The organism is Enterococcus sp. DIV0806c, from assembly GCF_051710905.1.
In the GTDB taxonomy this organism is placed as follows: domain Bacteria; phylum Bacillota; class Bacilli; order Lactobacillales; family Enterococcaceae; genus Enterococcus_B; species Enterococcus_B mundtii.
In genome coordinates this window covers 390,486-405,225 of sequence record NZ_JBIOLO010000001.1, presented here as the reverse complement: position 1 = coordinate 405,225, position 14,740 = coordinate 390,486, and the positions used below count along the sequence as shown (strand labels likewise).

Below are 14,740 nucleotides of genomic sequence, written 5' to 3'. Positions count from 1 at the left end.
TCTATAAAGAAAAAGAAAAGAGCCGCAGCCCTTTTCTTTCTTGTGACTAATTGTCGGGAACTACACTTAGTTCCCAGGTGAGTGTTGTTTCATAGGTGCTTGCTCTTGGATTCGCGGTTGGAGGGACTTCAAGTGCCACGCTTTCGCTTGCACTTTCACCGTCACCAAACCGATAGATCCAGGTACCTAACCCTTGGCCGTCAAGCGCGGTCAAAAGTTCAGTCTTTTCTCCTGGAATTAAGGTGACACCGCCTTGATTATACAACATCGGCTCTTCACTTCCGTGCATAGACTCCAATTGTTGGTTAGTTAAAAACAAACGTGCCCCTCTTAGTTCATTTTCCTGTAGATCCGTAAATTGACTGTTTTGCGTAACTGCTAATTGCCAGCCGTGACGTTCCTCTTCTGGCCGTCGATCACTGATCTGGATATAATTTGGTCGCTCTTCAGCCTCATTAACGGTTCCATCAGGATTTAACAAGCGTTGCGGTTGCGCATAATACCGCTTCGTTCTCGTAGAGATCGCTTGTTGACCAAATGTGAATTGAGAAGCAAAATCAATGCTTAATAAACCTTGTTCTTCTTCGAGCTCAGGTTTATTTTCTGGATCGACTTCAATTTCGGGATTCATCGGATCCTTAGGATTAGGTGGTCTTCTCGATTTTTCAACAATCGTACTTGCATTAGCAGATTTTCCATTTAGGTAGGCATAAGCCGTCACTTCGTTTCCTTCAGTGAATAGTGAATCTTTAGGTAACTCATATAAATAGTCTCCATTTTCATCAGTAGTCACATGATATTTATCGGTTTCCGAAAAATTTGGTGATGGAATTTCACCATCTGGTATTGCTGGATCACCAGAGAACCGTATTACACTGTGCGGAGAAGCCTTGCCGGTAATAGTATAAGAATTTACTTCCAATGCGTCTTCTGTTAGAGGGTCAATAGTTATCTCCACATCTGGTATTTTTTCAAAGAGTATTCTCTGAACGTTACGTGTAGTGAAAGCTTCATTGAAGCTAGTCATCGTCTCTTGAAAGATAGAAGAAACATTCGTGATTGTTGGATTTATCGTATTGTAACGAAGAATTAAATTAAAAATAGGGGTCCAAAAATAATCGGGTTCTTCTGTAAAATTATCTCTATTCCATTGCTTAACAGATTGAACATCAATATCCAATTGCCCTGTACTTCCTGTAATATTAATCAGTCCATTAGTTACAGAACCTGAGATCTGGTTTGTCCGTTCTAAATTAACCTTTTTTGCATCAGAAAATTCAAATTTTGAATTTGCCGAAGCAAAAAATAGTAAATTTTGATTGATTGAATTACTGTCACTTTTTATGTCCATGGATCCATCTTTAGCAATTTTAAAGTTAGCAGCACCTGCGACATAAATGATGCTAGAAGATGCACTTCCCCGACCTTCAGCATTTATATTAAGTTCAGCATCTGATCCCACTAAAAGCGAACTTCCCGCATTCATAGAAACTAAGTTACGATTGACTCCATTACCTGTGAAACTGTGATTCGTAGATTCAATATTGAATTTTGCCCCATCATTAACCTCTAAAGTAGAGGTAGTACTACGCAAAGTTAGTGCTGCAAAATTCCGAGTCGTATCAATATTGATTGCTGATCCTTCATTCATTATTAAATTTCCATTTGCAATATCAATGCTGGATCCAGTCTGCGCATTCGCATTCGCACTGGCTACTGTACCGTTTGATTCTAGGTTGAAGGTAGCATTTTTTTCAAGTGTAAGACTACCTGACTGGTTACCTACGCCAATTACGACATTACCAGAGTTTAAAGTAGAAAAATTGACAACAGCATCTTCTTTAATTGTTAAACTGCGTGACTCAATATTTATAGAATTGGGAGTATTCACAGCAAAGTTCGTTCTAAAAGGTGAATTATAGCTTGCTACTACATGGTTATTAATTTTACCATACAGATCTACATGGGTATAATACGGTGCAAGCATTTGATTACCCACAACAGACACATCTTTCAACGCTATTCTGGAGATCTGTTGCTGTGCCAACGTGAGTCCTTGCTGAACTGACCAAAATCCCCACCAGTTACCTGAATAAATAGTCGCATCGTTAAAAGTGATATCCCATGGTGATTGTGCATTATGGGTAGCTCCCATCGGAACAAGTGACACTGAGCCAAAATCTATATGATGTCCATTCCCATTCACTACTAATTTTCTCGAACTATTTGCAGGTGTTAAATAAACAAATTGTGCAGTTCCTGATGGATTAGAACCTACGCCAGTAATAAATCCCGGTACAGTGGAGTTTGCTGGAACTTCAAAGTCTTTTGTCACTTCTATTGTCGTAATAGAAGGCGTACCTAAAGCCCGGCCAAAGTCTGTCCAGTTAGTTACCTCAGCTACTCCTTCTTCAGGAGAAATATAGGAAACAGCCTTGTCAATTTCAACTTCATCATCTGTAGCTGTATGTTTATTTTCTGTACTTTCTTTGGCTTCAGTTGATTCATCTTTATCTACATTAGTTTTTCCATGTTCATCCGTTAATATTGTTTCCACTGGCTGTATATAAATTTGTACTTTTGCTTCATCGATGACGGCTTCATACCTTCCTGCTTCTTCGAATACCACCGGAAAAATGAATGTTTCTTGTATTTTTTCAGAATGAATTATCCAGTAATTTTCTTTCTTGGATTCTTCGATCGTAACGCCTACTGGCATATCTTCTTCAACAATCCTAGCTTCTTCAGACAATTTTACGGTTGCTTCATTTATTTTTTTATTTGCATGAAATGAGAGAATGATATTTTCTCCAACTTTGCCTACAATAGTTGAATCAATAGTCGAAAAAGAAAGAGGTAAATCTTCAATTTCTATCAACTCAGGAATATTAGGGAGAACTTCTTCACTAAAGCCATCTAGTGTGGTTTGATCTTCTTGAATATCGATTGCATTTACTGAAGATAAACTGACGGATGCAACTGGAAAAATGAGTACTTGAATAAATAGTAATCCTATACTAATAACATTCAAAAGATGGAAGAGTTTATTTTTCATTACGACATTTCCTTTCTATCTCTATACGAGGAAAATTTGTATACTTATAATTCTTTTTCACTTTCACGTGCTCTTTTCTTTTGCCACATCAGGTAAAGAACAAGCCCAAGCATTAAAATGAGCAAAATAATCGCACCGATCATCCACCAATTGACACCAGAATCAATCATTACGTCTTCTCTATTTAACTTGCGGGCTTCATCGGCTTCAATCGTAAATTCACGCGTCCATGACCATTCATTCTCTCCCGATGTAGCTGTTAATTCTAGGACATAGTTCCCACTTCGAAAACGGTCACCTTCTAAAGAAATCGGGAAGTTGAAATTAGAATTTGGGGCCATCTGCATCATTTCTTTCTCAGCCTTATAGAGCACCTCGTTCTCCCCTGCTCGTTTCACGGTAGCTTCCACCGCCAATTGATTGACAAAAGTGGGCGTAAAGTTTTGTAGCGTGGCACTGATCACATTGCGATAGTTCAATTGATCCGCAAACACATCTAATAGTTCCAACTCCGGTTGTACCGAGTCTCGGGTATTACTGACGACCACACCTACCACATGGGCAAATTCATTCTTGATAGCTACGCCTTCTCCTTCTGGAACATCACTATCTTCCTCTTCTTTTACTTCGGCGATTCGTAAACCGCCAGCTAAATACCCTTCAAAGGGGTCTTTAGGCATCTGTAAAGGAATGTCTATGACCTTTGTTTCATTTTCCGCTACAGTAATGACCTCCGAAGGAGTCATCAACTCATCCAAAGAGTAGGGTAAGGTTGGATCCACTTCTTCGGCATCTTTGCCATACTCGACATTCCCCAAAGTATTCGTATAAGCTGTATGTGGTGTCACCTGAACGTTGATTGGTTCTGAACTGGAATTGCCGACTTCTACTCGCAAAGTCTCTTTTTGCCCGGGTGAGAGCAATAACTCATAGTATCCTTTGCTTTCATCCACTTGGCTCTCTGGAAAAAGAGGGGTAACGTACGTATTTAAACCAGCTTCTTCGGCCTGGACCGTCGGATGTGGCAAGAAAAAGAAGAGCACCACTATAAGCAACCATAGACTTTTTTGCATCGTTTGTTTGTGTATCATTTGTCATAATCCTTTCTAAAAAAGCAGCGTCACAGAAATCTGTAACGCTGCCAGTGACTAATAGAACATAGAAATAAGAATGGTTACTTCTTAAACCTCTTCAGGTGCCTCATTATCTGGTGTTAGTTCTAATTCCCATGTCAATGTAGAGGTATACGTTACTGCATCTTTGGCAGTCGAGCCAGGAACAAACAATTGGATCGCCTTATTTTCGACGACATCTACTCCATCTTCCACTTGTTTTGCGAGCGTATCATGATCTCCCCAAACAACGGAAGAAGTTCCACCACCCTTTCGGTTAGCAGCCGTCATGATCGGCACGGCATCTTCATTTGGAATCAACTCTAAACCACTTGCGTGAATCGTTGGTTCCTGATTTGCATCATTCACACTGTAACGAAGGGAAGGATCGAATAACGTGATTTTGGCGCCTTTTAACACACTATTTAGGGTATCTGTTTTTGCTTGAAATTCACTTAAACTCACGCTCAGTTCCCATCCTTCATTGGTACCACGGGTGTCTTGGACTTGCGCCATACTGACATAAGGAATCATATTTTCCTCGCCTGTTGTCCCGGCTTTCTGTTGCATTTCCGCAATCATGTTGTAATGTTCATCAGTAGTTGAGATAACTTTAGTCCCAAAGTTCATTGTTGGAACTGTTGCAATAGTTAGTGGTCCTGTACCAGGAATTGGTGGAATCGTCACCTCTGGACCTTCCGGATCAGGTTCTACTACTGTGTCTTCAATATTTGGAGTGAAGGTGACCTGACCGGTCGTTGTTGTTTTACGTACTTCTTTTGAATCTTGGTCTGTATCTTCAGCAAAGACTTGTACTCCTCCTGCGAAAATCGTTGTTGATAATGCGGCTACAGTTGCTAAACGAATAAATTTCATACTTAAATTCCTGCTTTCTTTAAATTAATTTTTGGATATTGCTTTTCTTTTTTTACTCCCTACGACTAATAAAACGCCTGCCACTAAGAAACTTCCGATCCACATTCCGAGTGAGCTATCGGTCATATTGGTTTTCGGCAAAGTGCCTCCTGGCTTTTGCGGGCTAGTGCTAGGGGGGGGATCTGGTGGTCCGATCGGTTCATAGGTACCTGTAAATCCAATAGATCCTTCTGACTCGACGGATCGGACCTGTGTACCATACACCTGCAGCGGAAATTGTATCGCTATTATTAGGGACATTAGACCAATCATAAGACCAATAGTTTTTCGCATCTTTCCTCCTCCTCTAAGATTTATCTCAAAAACGACTGTTTTTAATAATTTTTAGTGAAAAAAAAGTCTTATCTTCCAGCCTTCTTTACAATCATTATCTTATAACAATTTATTTAATATTAAAAATCACAATTTTCACCTCATTATGCATATTTAGAAAATAAATCCTGAAAAGAAATAAGATCACGAATTCATCAGAATGAATGCGAGAGAATAATTAGCGTGCAAGAAAAATAACAGGTAAGGATCAACCACTTAAAGATTTTCGACCCTTACCTTTTATTTTTCTTGCTCAACTTCGATGTCATTTTCTAATTTAAGTGTTCAATAGCTAAATAGAAAGTCCAACAGGGCACTGATATGCTCCCTATAAAGTAGACAAGGAAAAAAACAAAATTCCAAATCTACTTTATAAGGAGTTTTTTGTATGTCTAAGAGAAGTCCATATTCTCCAAAAGAAAAATATCAGATCATTTCAGAGGTGATGGGTGGTCGTTGTAGCGTAAACAGTATAACGAAGAAATATTCTCTTTCCAATGGGACGATAGAAAGTTGGATTCATAAATATAACGAGGAGGGGCTCGAGGGGTTAAAAGAGGCGAAAACCTGGAAGCGGTATGATCGTGAACAAAAACAGAAAGCCATTCTAGCTGTCCTCAATAAAGAGATGTCTCTTCGTCAGGCAACGCTATTATTTCAAATATCTTCACACTCCGTTTTAAGAAAATGGATTTCAAGTTATACTAAGGGGGAAACACTAAAATTTACAAGTAAAGGCAGTGTACCCAAAACCATGACAAAAGGACGTAAAACCACTTATCAAGAGCGTATCGAGATCGCTCAATACACCATCGCTAATGAGCTGAATTACGCTCAGTCGATTGAAAAATACGATATTTCCTATCAACAAGTGTATTCTTGGGTAAAAAAATACCAACAATACGGAGAAGAAGCGTTAAAAGACAATCGTGGTCGAAACAGATCAAGCGAGTTCTTAACCGAAGAAGAACGGCTGAAATTACGAGTAAAAGAGTTAGAAGCTCGAAACAAGCATTTAGAAATGGAGAATGATTTCGTAAAAAAGTTACAGGAAGTTCGGCGGCGAAACCATCCCTCACGTTAGTGAGGAACGTTGAACTCTACCAAACGATTTCTTCTCTTCATGAAGAGAAGAACTATTCAATCACTCAGCTCTGTCAGTTAGCAGGGATTGCCCGCTCTTCCTACTATAAATGGGTGAAATGGCAACCTTCCAAAAAGGAAATGGCCAACCGAAAGTTGGCGAAAGAGATTAAGAAGAAATATGACAGCAAAAAAGGAGCAATTGGTTATCGGCAAATTCGAATGCAGATTAACAGAAAACTAAAGAAACAGTATTCTCGAAATCGTTATTATCGATTAATGAAAGCCATTGGTATCAAAGCAGTCATCAAAAAAAAGCGTCCCACTTATATAAAATCGATGGAAGCACATGTTGCAGAAAATGTATTAAACCGTAAATTTGTCGCTAAAAAGCCCAATCAGAAATGGTGTACAGACGTGACTGAATTGCGCTATGGAAATGGTAGAAAAGCCTATTTAAGTGCAATCATCGATCTCTATGATCATTCGATTGTCTCTTGGGAGCTAGGTCATTCAAACAATAATTTACTTGTCATGAATACGATAAAAAAAGCAATGGATAAGAACTCTGGAGTAAGACCATTACTTCATAGTGATCGTGGGTTTCAATACACGTCTTATGACTATAAGAAACTTGAAACAACATATAAGTTCACCAAAAGTATGTCCCGAGTGGGGCGTTGTCTAGATAATCAACCGATTGAACATTTTTGGGGAACCTTTAAAGAAGAAAAATTTTATCAAGAAAGCTACCAGAATTTTGAGGACTTAAAGAAATCTGTAGGTGAATATATGCGGTATTATAATAACTACCGCTATTCGGAAGCCTTGAATGAGCTTTCGCCGAATGAGTTTAGAAAGCAAGCTGCATGAAAACAGGAATCGAGTGACTCGATCCCTGTTTTCATACCATTTTTGTTTTTTTACTGTCTACTTGACAGGGGGCACTTCACACACCCTGTTGGACTTTTTTGAACATCAAGAAACATACAATTTTTAATCTTTAGATACATTGAACATTTTATTTCCATATAAAGTAACCACAGCTAGTTTTTAATTGTCTGCATCATAAGTACAAAACAAACTTGATTGCCCGCATCTAAATATCCCCCCCACGTTACATTCCAAATATATTTCTTGATTAACCAATCACTTTGTCAGTCATCTCAGATGTAAATGTTAATATAGTAGAATAAGTACCAGCTTTAAATGTATTTGGCGAACCAAGGATACCTAGTTCTAACCTTGCTAGTTCTTCTGTTTGTCCAGCTGTATAGTCATAAGTTCTGAGAGTATTATTAACTGGTAGTGCATTTCCATCTAAAGTAACATAAGCATTTATAGTTGTTGTAGGATCAATGAATCTTTTAAGTTCAATTTCTCCTGCATCAATTAAACCATCAGTTAACGAAATTGAAACTAATTTCATTGGACTCAAATTGTGAGAAACAGAGTTGATTGTTAATGGCACAGATCCAAAATTATCTAAAACAACCTTAGAAGGTATTGAAATAACATACTCACTTCCAACCTCGTATTCCACTTCAGTTTGGTCATCTGCTTGTACGATGCCACTAAATAGACTTAAAGACGCTAGCACTGTAAATCCTGTAATAATTTTTTTAATCATAAATATTCTCCTTTTTTTCTGATTTGATTTTCGTTCTATTATAGTTTTTTACCTCTATTACAATTCTATAACCCCACTTTCCTTATCTGAATCCCTATAATTAATGCAATCAGATTACAAATAACAACCAAACAAAATGTATAAAGTATTTTTTTAGTTTCATTCATGTACTTACTCCTAATAAAAATCTATGGTGAAATTTAAAATCCCTTCGTAGGTTCCTGCTAATTCTTTTTCTTCAGCTTGCTGAATGTATAAAGTATTTTCTTCCTTTTTTATACCTGCTACTTCTAATACATTAGTTGATTCAGGATATTCTTTTTCTTTAGTAATCTCCTTCTCAAGTATCCGTGTACTATCGTGTATATTTCTTAATGACACTTTTTCATCTGTTGAAATGATCAAAGTCTTTGCTTCCACATAATTTTCCGCAACTACCTTTAATTGATTAGTTTCGTTTAGATTTATAGTTGCTGGTATGCTCACGGTATAGGCTGGAGTATATTGTGCATACAATATGAGTGAGCTGGAGATAGGAGTTTTGAAATCATATGGATTTTCTCCATCTTTGTCTGTCGACCAATAGTCAAATATATATCCCTTCTTTTCTGGTATATCAGGAACAATCCAATTTTTACCGATAATACTTCTTTGACTATCAACTTCTGACCCTCCTATCGTATCAAATGTCAAGGTATGCAACTCTTCGATTCGATAGGTGTTGCTTACTCCATTTTTATTATGAAAAGCAACTAATTGATCACTATCTATTATTTCATCATTTGTGTCTGCCCATACGTATCCTCTACTAAGATCGGGCATATACATAAGGGTATTTAATGTTACTCTAGAACCAATCGTAATTTTGGTAGATAAGGTACCTTCAAAGAATTTATAAACTGAAACATTAGACGGTATAATCCAATTATCAATATTTAATTCTTTTAAATTCGTCATATTTCTAAATACATACTCTGCTTCTCGCAAATTGTTTGTCACAAAATGAGATAGATCTAATCTTTCAATGCTAGCTAATCCAGAAAAGCACGCAGAAATTTTTTCTACATTTGAAACATCAAATCCTTGTAAGTTCAAGTTTGTTAAACTAGTCATTGCTGAAAACATATACTCCATATTTTTAACGTTTTTCATTTGAAAGTTTGAAACATCTAATTCAGCAATATTAGACACATTTTGAAACATAAAACTCATATCAGTTGTTTTTTCAGTATTAAAGTTTGAAACATCCAGTTGAGTTCCTTTATAACCTATAAACATTGAACTAAAATTAGTAGTATTTTCAGTGTTGAATTTGCTTACATCTATTGAACTTATAGAATTACAGCCTTGAAACATTCCTGATAAATTTATTGCCTTACTCACATCGAAATTAGCTACGTCCAACTCTTTAACATTTCTACAAAATGCAAACATTTCACTAAAATTAATTGAATTAGTGGTTTTAAATTTAGAACAATCAATTTTTTCTAATTTCACACAATTTTCAAACATAGAAGCAAAACTTGTTGAACTACTAGTATCGAAACTAGATAAATCTATCGTTTCTAATCTTTCACAGTTATAAAACATCAAAGCAAAAGACTTTGCATTCCCTGTTTTTAATTTTTCCAATCCTTCGACTGCTATTAAATTGCTACAGTTATAAAACATCGTACTAAATCCGTCACTATTGTTGGGCGGATCTATTTCGTCAGTAATAATGACTTTAGTTATTTGACTTCGCCAAGAGTACCATGCAGAAAAAGATCCTGACCATGTTCCTCCCCCACAGACAAGTACTCCATCTTCGTACAGAGTCCAAGTAAATCCAGTTCCATTTTGACCTGAAGCAATTACCTCTGCTTCTTTATTTTGTGTCTTTATAACTTCTATTGAACTTTCTTTTACTTCTTCTTGATCTACTGATTCAGAGACTGTCGACTCATCAGACTCTTTTACTTCCTCCGAAGATTCCTCTAACCCTGATTCAGCATCTATCTCCACGGATGATTCAATATCCTCTAATTGATCATCTTGTATTTCATCAAGTACTTCACTATCAATTGTATCTTCAAATAAAACTTCATTTTCAACCGCATAACTTATATTGGCTGGAATACTTAATCCCACCAGAATCATTACTATTAAAGTTTTCCTTTTCATCGTTCGCCTCCGTTTCAAATAAACCAACGCCTCAGAACAATTAATAATTTAACAAAATTAGATTCCCTTGAGGTTTACAAAAACGAACCGAGTGTACATTTATTTCATATTATTAAATTTTTAAACAAAAAAAGAACTTATAAAGAATCATCCTTATAAGTTCTAGCATTCTATACAAATTAAAGAGGGGAAAATTTTAATTAAAAACTAACAGGGTATACTCTGTTGACCTCTATAAATGGGACTTTCTGACCTAATTATTTGGGTTACTGAAAGAGCTGTGGAATGGAGAATCAAAAAGAGAGTGGGACATTAGTTCTCTCCCACCAACTAAAACCGAATAAACGGCGAGAACAGAAGTAACCTCTTCGGAAATAAGGCTGAACACTTCTGTCCCGACCTCCTAAAAGGTAAATACACGAAATTACTTAATAGACTTTTTTCCTGAATATCTATTTATAACAGAATTGATATCGAAAAAAACTATGTGTTTATAATCCGCTTAATCATTAGTAAGAAACTAACATTACAAAAAAATCATAACCACCCTTCAAAAGGGTGGTTTGCTCTAGGGCTATAAGCCCTTAACACCGGCCAGCGCCTAAAGACGCTGGCTTTCTCATTTCATGTTCAAGCCATATTGCCTTTGTCACTTTTGCCTACCTTTAAAAAGGTTTTTGTTCTACTCTCTAACCCTTAAAAGGGTCCTCGTATTCTCGAACGCTCAATTTATCTAGCGCTATATCATGTTTCTCTTGTTCTTGAATGTATTTCCTTATGGTCGCTTCATTCAATCCCACTGTGCTTACATAATATCCTTCTGCCCAAAAATGTCGATTGCCAAATTTATATTTTAAATTTGCATGTTTATCAAAAATCATCAATGCACTCTTTCCTTTAAGATAACCCATAAAACTTGACACGCTTATTTTTGGTGGGATACTCAATAATAGATGGACGTGATCTGGCATCATATGTCCTTCCAAGATTTCTACTCCCTTATACTTACATAGTCGTTTGATAATTTCTTGAATACTTGCTCGATATTGATTATAGATGATTTTTCTTCTATACTTTGGTGTGAATACAATGTGGTATTTGCACAGCCACTTTGTATGGGCTAAACTATTTGCTTTATTAGCCATTTCTTTTCCCTTCCTTTCGTTATCAATATGACCTGAACAATCATATTTTAACGATAGGAAGGGCTTTTTGGTAGAACCTTTTATTCCCCACCCGCATAGCAGGTGGTTTTCTGTTTCACTCGCTTTGCGAGCTCAACTTGGTCTAAAGACAATAATAAGAACCAAAAACTACAGGTTTTCGGTCCCTATTTTTGGTAAAATTTCAAAGGGTATCATGTACGGTCTTTTTAAATTAATATTTCTTTTTTTAGATACCTGCCAGTTTTTGACTCATGGCAATCTACAATATCGGTAGGAATTCCACTGAAGAGAATGTTTCCGCCTTCGTTTCCTCCACCAGGCCCTAGGTCAATTATCCAGTCACACGCAGCTATCAACTCTAGTCTATGTTCGACAAGAATAACTGTATTATTTTGATTCACTAATTTTCTTAATAAGCTGAGCAGTTTTTGTATATCTTTATGATGTAAACCCGTGCTGGGTTCATCTAATACGTAAATGTTTCCTTTTTTATGAAGTTCACTAGCAAGTTTTACTCTTTGAACTTCTCCTCCAGATAATGTACTAGTAGGTTGACCTAACGTTAAATAGCCAAGTCCTACATTAAGTAAGCTATTGAGCAAATCGTTTATCTTTTCTGATTGAAAGAAAGATATTGCTTCTATAATTGTCAAATCCATCACTTCAACAATACTTTTACCATTAAATTTGTAATTCAACGCTTTGCTATTATAACGATTGCCCTTGCATTCTTCACACACTACAGTGACCGAATCAGCAAATGCCATATCGTAAGAAATCGTTCCTTTTCCCTTACATATTTGACAAGCCCCTTTAGAGTTGAAGCTGAACCAACTTGCTGAAACGTGATTTTTTTTTGCAAATAGATTTCTTATTTCGTCCATCACACCAGTATATGTTGCCGGAGTGGAACGAATAGAGGTTCCAATGGGTTTTTGATCAATCACTATTGCCTCAGGATAGCGTTTAACAAATTCTTGTCGTATCAAAGAAGACTTGCCCGAACCGGCGACACCTGTTATTGCAGTCATTATTTCTTTAGGAATAGTGACATCTATATTTTTCAGGTTATTTTGACTTGCATTTAAAATTTCATATCCTGTACTCCATGGTAACGGATTTTCATTCAGTTCTATTTTTTGTCGAAGAGCACTTCCTACGGAGGTATTCGATTTTTTTAAACTCAGCAGATCCCCTTCGAACACAACTTGCCCTCCGTTTATACCTGCCTCTGGTCCTAATTCAACAATATGATCAGCAAGAGCTAGCATCTGTTGACTATGTTCGACTACAAGGACATTATTTTTTTTATCTCTAAGATCAACAAGTAAATTCCCAATCTTTTCTGCGTCAAATGGGTGTAGTCCTGCTGTTGGCTCATCAAATATATACGTTATATTATTCAAGCTACTTCCAAAATTACGAACAATTTTTATTCGTTGTAATTCCCCCCCAGACAATGTATTAGTCCTTCTTGATAATGAAAGATAGCCTATCCCAACGTCAATCATTTGAGTCAACGTAGGAATAAGTTGTTGAACGATTGAAGTTCCTATAGGATTCTCAATTTTTTTCATTAAAGGCAATAATTCTGAAACCGTCACATTCATAAAATCAATTATATTATACCCATTAATTTTAGATACCAGCGCATTAGGATTTAATCCCGTCCCATTACAAACTGAGCATGTCTTTTCATAAACATGTTCAGCAATTTCTATCTGCAAGTTTTTCTTCAATTTTGAAATATCCCTATTTACATAAAGCCTTTGAAAGCGAGGGACTACACCCTCATAATCAACTTTGTCGATTCGTCCAGAATTATTAGATCTTATTTCAATTTTGATAGGATCATTTGATCCATAGTATAATATATCCAACTCTTCTTTTGAAAAAAATTTCACCAATTTGTCAGGATCTAATAGAGGATTATTTTGATATAAGTGGCTTTGCCATCCTGAAGAAAACTGACTGAATCGTATTGCCCCTTCATGCAAACTTTTTGTTTTGTCAAACAAACTTTCAACGTTTATATCCAATTCTTTACCTATACCAGAACATTTAGGACATGCCCCTGCAGGATGATTGGTGGAGTATGCCATAGACCCTCCTGCGCTTGGATTTCCTACACGCGAAAATAGTAGTCTTAATAATGGAGAAGCATCTACAGCTGTTCCTACGGTCGATCGACCATTATGTCCTAAAGATTTTTGATCTACAACTATTGAGGGAGTTAGATTATATATCCCTTCAACATTCGGTCTTTCATAATTTTTCATTTTATTACGAACATACAAAGGATAGGAAGCCTGCCATTGGCGACTGCTTTCTTTTGCTATCGTATCAAAAACTAAAGAACTTTTTCCAGAGCCTGAGACACCTGCAAAAACTACTAATTTATTTTTTGGTATAGTGATATCTACATGTTTCAAATTATTCTCAGAAGCATTTATTATCCTAATATCATCATTATCGTTGTTCTTCATAATCTTTCCTCCAATCGTTTTATTCCCTGTGACTGATCAATTTTCAACTATAAGCACTATAGATATTTATCTAGGATTTCTTTAGGAATTTTTTTGCTGCCATCATAGAATATATCATCCTCAGCATTTATCTTCCTTAACAATTTTGCGGGAGATCCAACAACAATGCTATCTGGTTCTACATCACGTGTTACAACACTTCCTGCTCCTACAATCGAGTTGTCCCCGATTGTTACACCAGGAAGAATAGTCGCTGCAGCACCGATCCAAACATTATTGCCAATATGAACTGGCTTGTTAAACTGGAGCTTGTGTTTTCTTAACTTCGGGGAAACAGGATGGACTGCAGTTGCTATAGAAACATTAGGACCAATCATACAATCATCACCAATAAAAATATCACCATCGTCTACAAAATTCGCATTAAAATTAATAACTACGTCTGTACCAACATGTACATTCCTCAATCCACAGTTTGCAAAAATTGGAGGAATAATGTATAACCCTTCATTATATGTTCCAAGCACTTCTCTCAATATCTTTTCTCTCTTTTTATGTCCTTCAGGTGTTTCTGAAGTATGATTAAACTCACTTATTTTTTTCACAAGTTCTCCCTGATATTCAATTAATTCACTATCTACACTGTCATATATTTCTACGCTATTTAGTAAATCATGATATTTTTCCTTATTATTCATTTTACCAATTTCTCCTTTTTCTAAATATTAAATCAACTAATTCATATTCATTAAATAAAATAAATTATAGTATTTCACAAAAATGAATACTTTTTTATC

General features: G+C 36.3%; 11 protein-coding genes. 2 read left to right on the top strand and 9 right to left on the bottom strand.

The genetic code is table 11. The features are described 5' to 3' along the window. Positions 1-46: 46 nt before the first annotated feature. The 4 genes from IGK77_RS01940 to IGK77_RS01925 form a co-directional block, all read right to left on the bottom strand. Positions 47-3,055: a WxL domain-containing protein gene (locus tag IGK77_RS01940; protein ID WP_108146380.1), complete on the bottom strand. Its 3,009-nt coding sequence runs from the start codon at positions 3,053-3,055 to the stop codon at positions 47-49. Between the two features lie 44 nt (positions 3,056-3,099). Next, positions 3,100-4,146, bottom strand: a complete 1,047-nt coding sequence (locus tag IGK77_RS01935) for a DUF916 and DUF3324 domain-containing protein (protein ID WP_086335376.1) — start codon at positions 4,144-4,146, stop codon at positions 3,100-3,102. Between the two features lie 90 nt (positions 4,147-4,236). Beyond that, entirely contained in the window at positions 4,237-5,043 is an 807-nt protein-coding gene (locus tag IGK77_RS01930; RefSeq protein ID WP_438712870.1) for a WxL domain-containing protein, read from the bottom strand. A gap of 24 nt (positions 5,044-5,067) precedes the next feature. Further along, complete coding sequence (locus IGK77_RS01925; RefSeq protein ID WP_086335374.1) at positions 5,068-5,376, bottom strand: LPXTG cell wall anchor domain-containing protein; 309 nt, start codon at positions 5,374-5,376, stop codon at positions 5,068-5,070. A 427-nt stretch (positions 5,377-5,803) separates the two neighbouring features. On the opposite strand from IGK77_RS01925, the gene IGK77_RS01920 reads away from it, so the two are divergent. After that, entirely contained in the window at positions 5,804-6,499 is a 696-nt protein-coding gene (locus IGK77_RS01920; RefSeq protein ID WP_115357196.1) for a helix-turn-helix domain-containing protein, read from the top strand. Continuing rightward, positions 6,499-7,371 (top strand): IS3 family transposase, encoded by an 873-nt coding sequence (locus tag IGK77_RS01915; RefSeq protein ID WP_115357195.1) that lies wholly within the window; start codon positions 6,499-6,501, stop codon positions 7,369-7,371. The genes IGK77_RS01920 and IGK77_RS01915 overlap by 1 nt, the downstream gene beginning before the upstream one ends. A gap of 268 nt (positions 7,372-7,639) precedes the next feature. Here the strand turns inward: IGK77_RS01915 and IGK77_RS01910 are convergent, their stop codons facing one another. The 5 genes from IGK77_RS01910 to IGK77_RS01890 all read right to left on the bottom strand — a co-directional run bounded on the left by IGK77_RS01910 (position 7,640) and on the right by IGK77_RS01890 (position 14,641). Next, positions 7,640-8,128 (bottom strand): hypothetical protein, encoded by a 489-nt coding sequence (locus IGK77_RS01910; RefSeq protein WP_074802098.1) that lies wholly within the window; start codon positions 8,126-8,128, stop codon positions 7,640-7,642. Positions 8,129-8,305: 177 nt separating this feature from the next. Further along, positions 8,306-10,291: a BspA family leucine-rich repeat surface protein gene (locus tag IGK77_RS01905; RefSeq protein WP_074802101.1), complete on the bottom strand. Its 1,986-nt coding sequence runs from the start codon at positions 10,289-10,291 to the stop codon at positions 8,306-8,308. A 689-nt stretch (positions 10,292-10,980) separates the two neighbouring features. Next, positions 10,981-11,436 carry an IS200/IS605 family transposase gene (gene tnpA / locus IGK77_RS01900; protein WP_100917284.1) on the bottom strand — a complete coding sequence of 152 codons (456 nt, stop codon included), beginning with the start codon at positions 11,434-11,436 and terminating at the stop codon, positions 10,981-10,983. A gap of 227 nt (positions 11,437-11,663) precedes the next feature. Then, entirely contained in the window at positions 11,664-13,943 is a 2,280-nt protein-coding gene (locus IGK77_RS01895) for an ATP-binding cassette domain-containing protein (protein WP_074799663.1), read from the bottom strand. A 56-nt stretch (positions 13,944-13,999) separates the two neighbouring features. After that, positions 14,000-14,641: a sugar O-acetyltransferase gene (locus IGK77_RS01890; protein ID WP_438712869.1), complete on the bottom strand. Its 642-nt coding sequence runs from the start codon at positions 14,639-14,641 to the stop codon at positions 14,000-14,002. Positions 14,642-14,740: the final 99 nt, after the last annotated feature.

What these genes read in the sequence shown, in the direction of transcription:
- IGK77_RS01910 (WP_074802098.1), bottom strand. Translation starts at nt 8,128, where the DNA reads ATGATTAAAAAAATTATTACAGGATTTACAGTGCTAGCGTCTTTAAGT.
- IGK77_RS01940 (WP_108146380.1), bottom strand. Translation starts at nt 3,055, where the DNA reads ATGAAAAATAAACTCTTCCATCTTTTGAATGTTATTAGTATAGGATTA.
- IGK77_RS01925 (WP_086335374.1), bottom strand. Translation starts at nt 5,376, where the DNA reads ATGCGAAAAACTATTGGTCTTATGATTGGTCTAATGTCCCTAATAATA.
- IGK77_RS01920 (WP_115357196.1), top strand. Translation starts at nt 5,804, where the DNA reads ATGTCTAAGAGAAGTCCATATTCTCCAAAAGAAAAATATCAGATCATT.
- IGK77_RS01930 (WP_438712870.1), bottom strand. Translation starts at nt 5,043, where the DNA reads ATGAAATTTATTCGTTTAGCAACTGTAGCCGCATTATCAACAACGATT.
- IGK77_RS01890 (WP_438712869.1), bottom strand. Translation starts at nt 14,641, where the DNA reads ATGAATAATAAGGAAAAATATCATGATTTACTAAATAGCGTAGAAATA.
- tnpA (WP_100917284.1), bottom strand. Translation starts at nt 11,436, where the DNA reads ATGGCTAATAAAGCAAATAGTTTAGCCCATACAAAGTGGCTGTGCAAA.
- IGK77_RS01895 (WP_074799663.1), bottom strand. Translation starts at nt 13,943, where the DNA reads ATGAAGAACAACGATAATGATGATATTAGGATAATAAATGCTTCTGAG.
- IGK77_RS01935 (WP_086335376.1), bottom strand. Translation starts at nt 4,146, where the DNA reads ATGATACACAAACAAACGATGCAAAAAAGTCTATGGTTGCTTATAGTG.
- IGK77_RS01905 (WP_074802101.1), bottom strand. Translation starts at nt 10,291, where the DNA reads ATGAAAAGGAAAACTTTAATAGTAATGATTCTGGTGGGATTAAGTATT.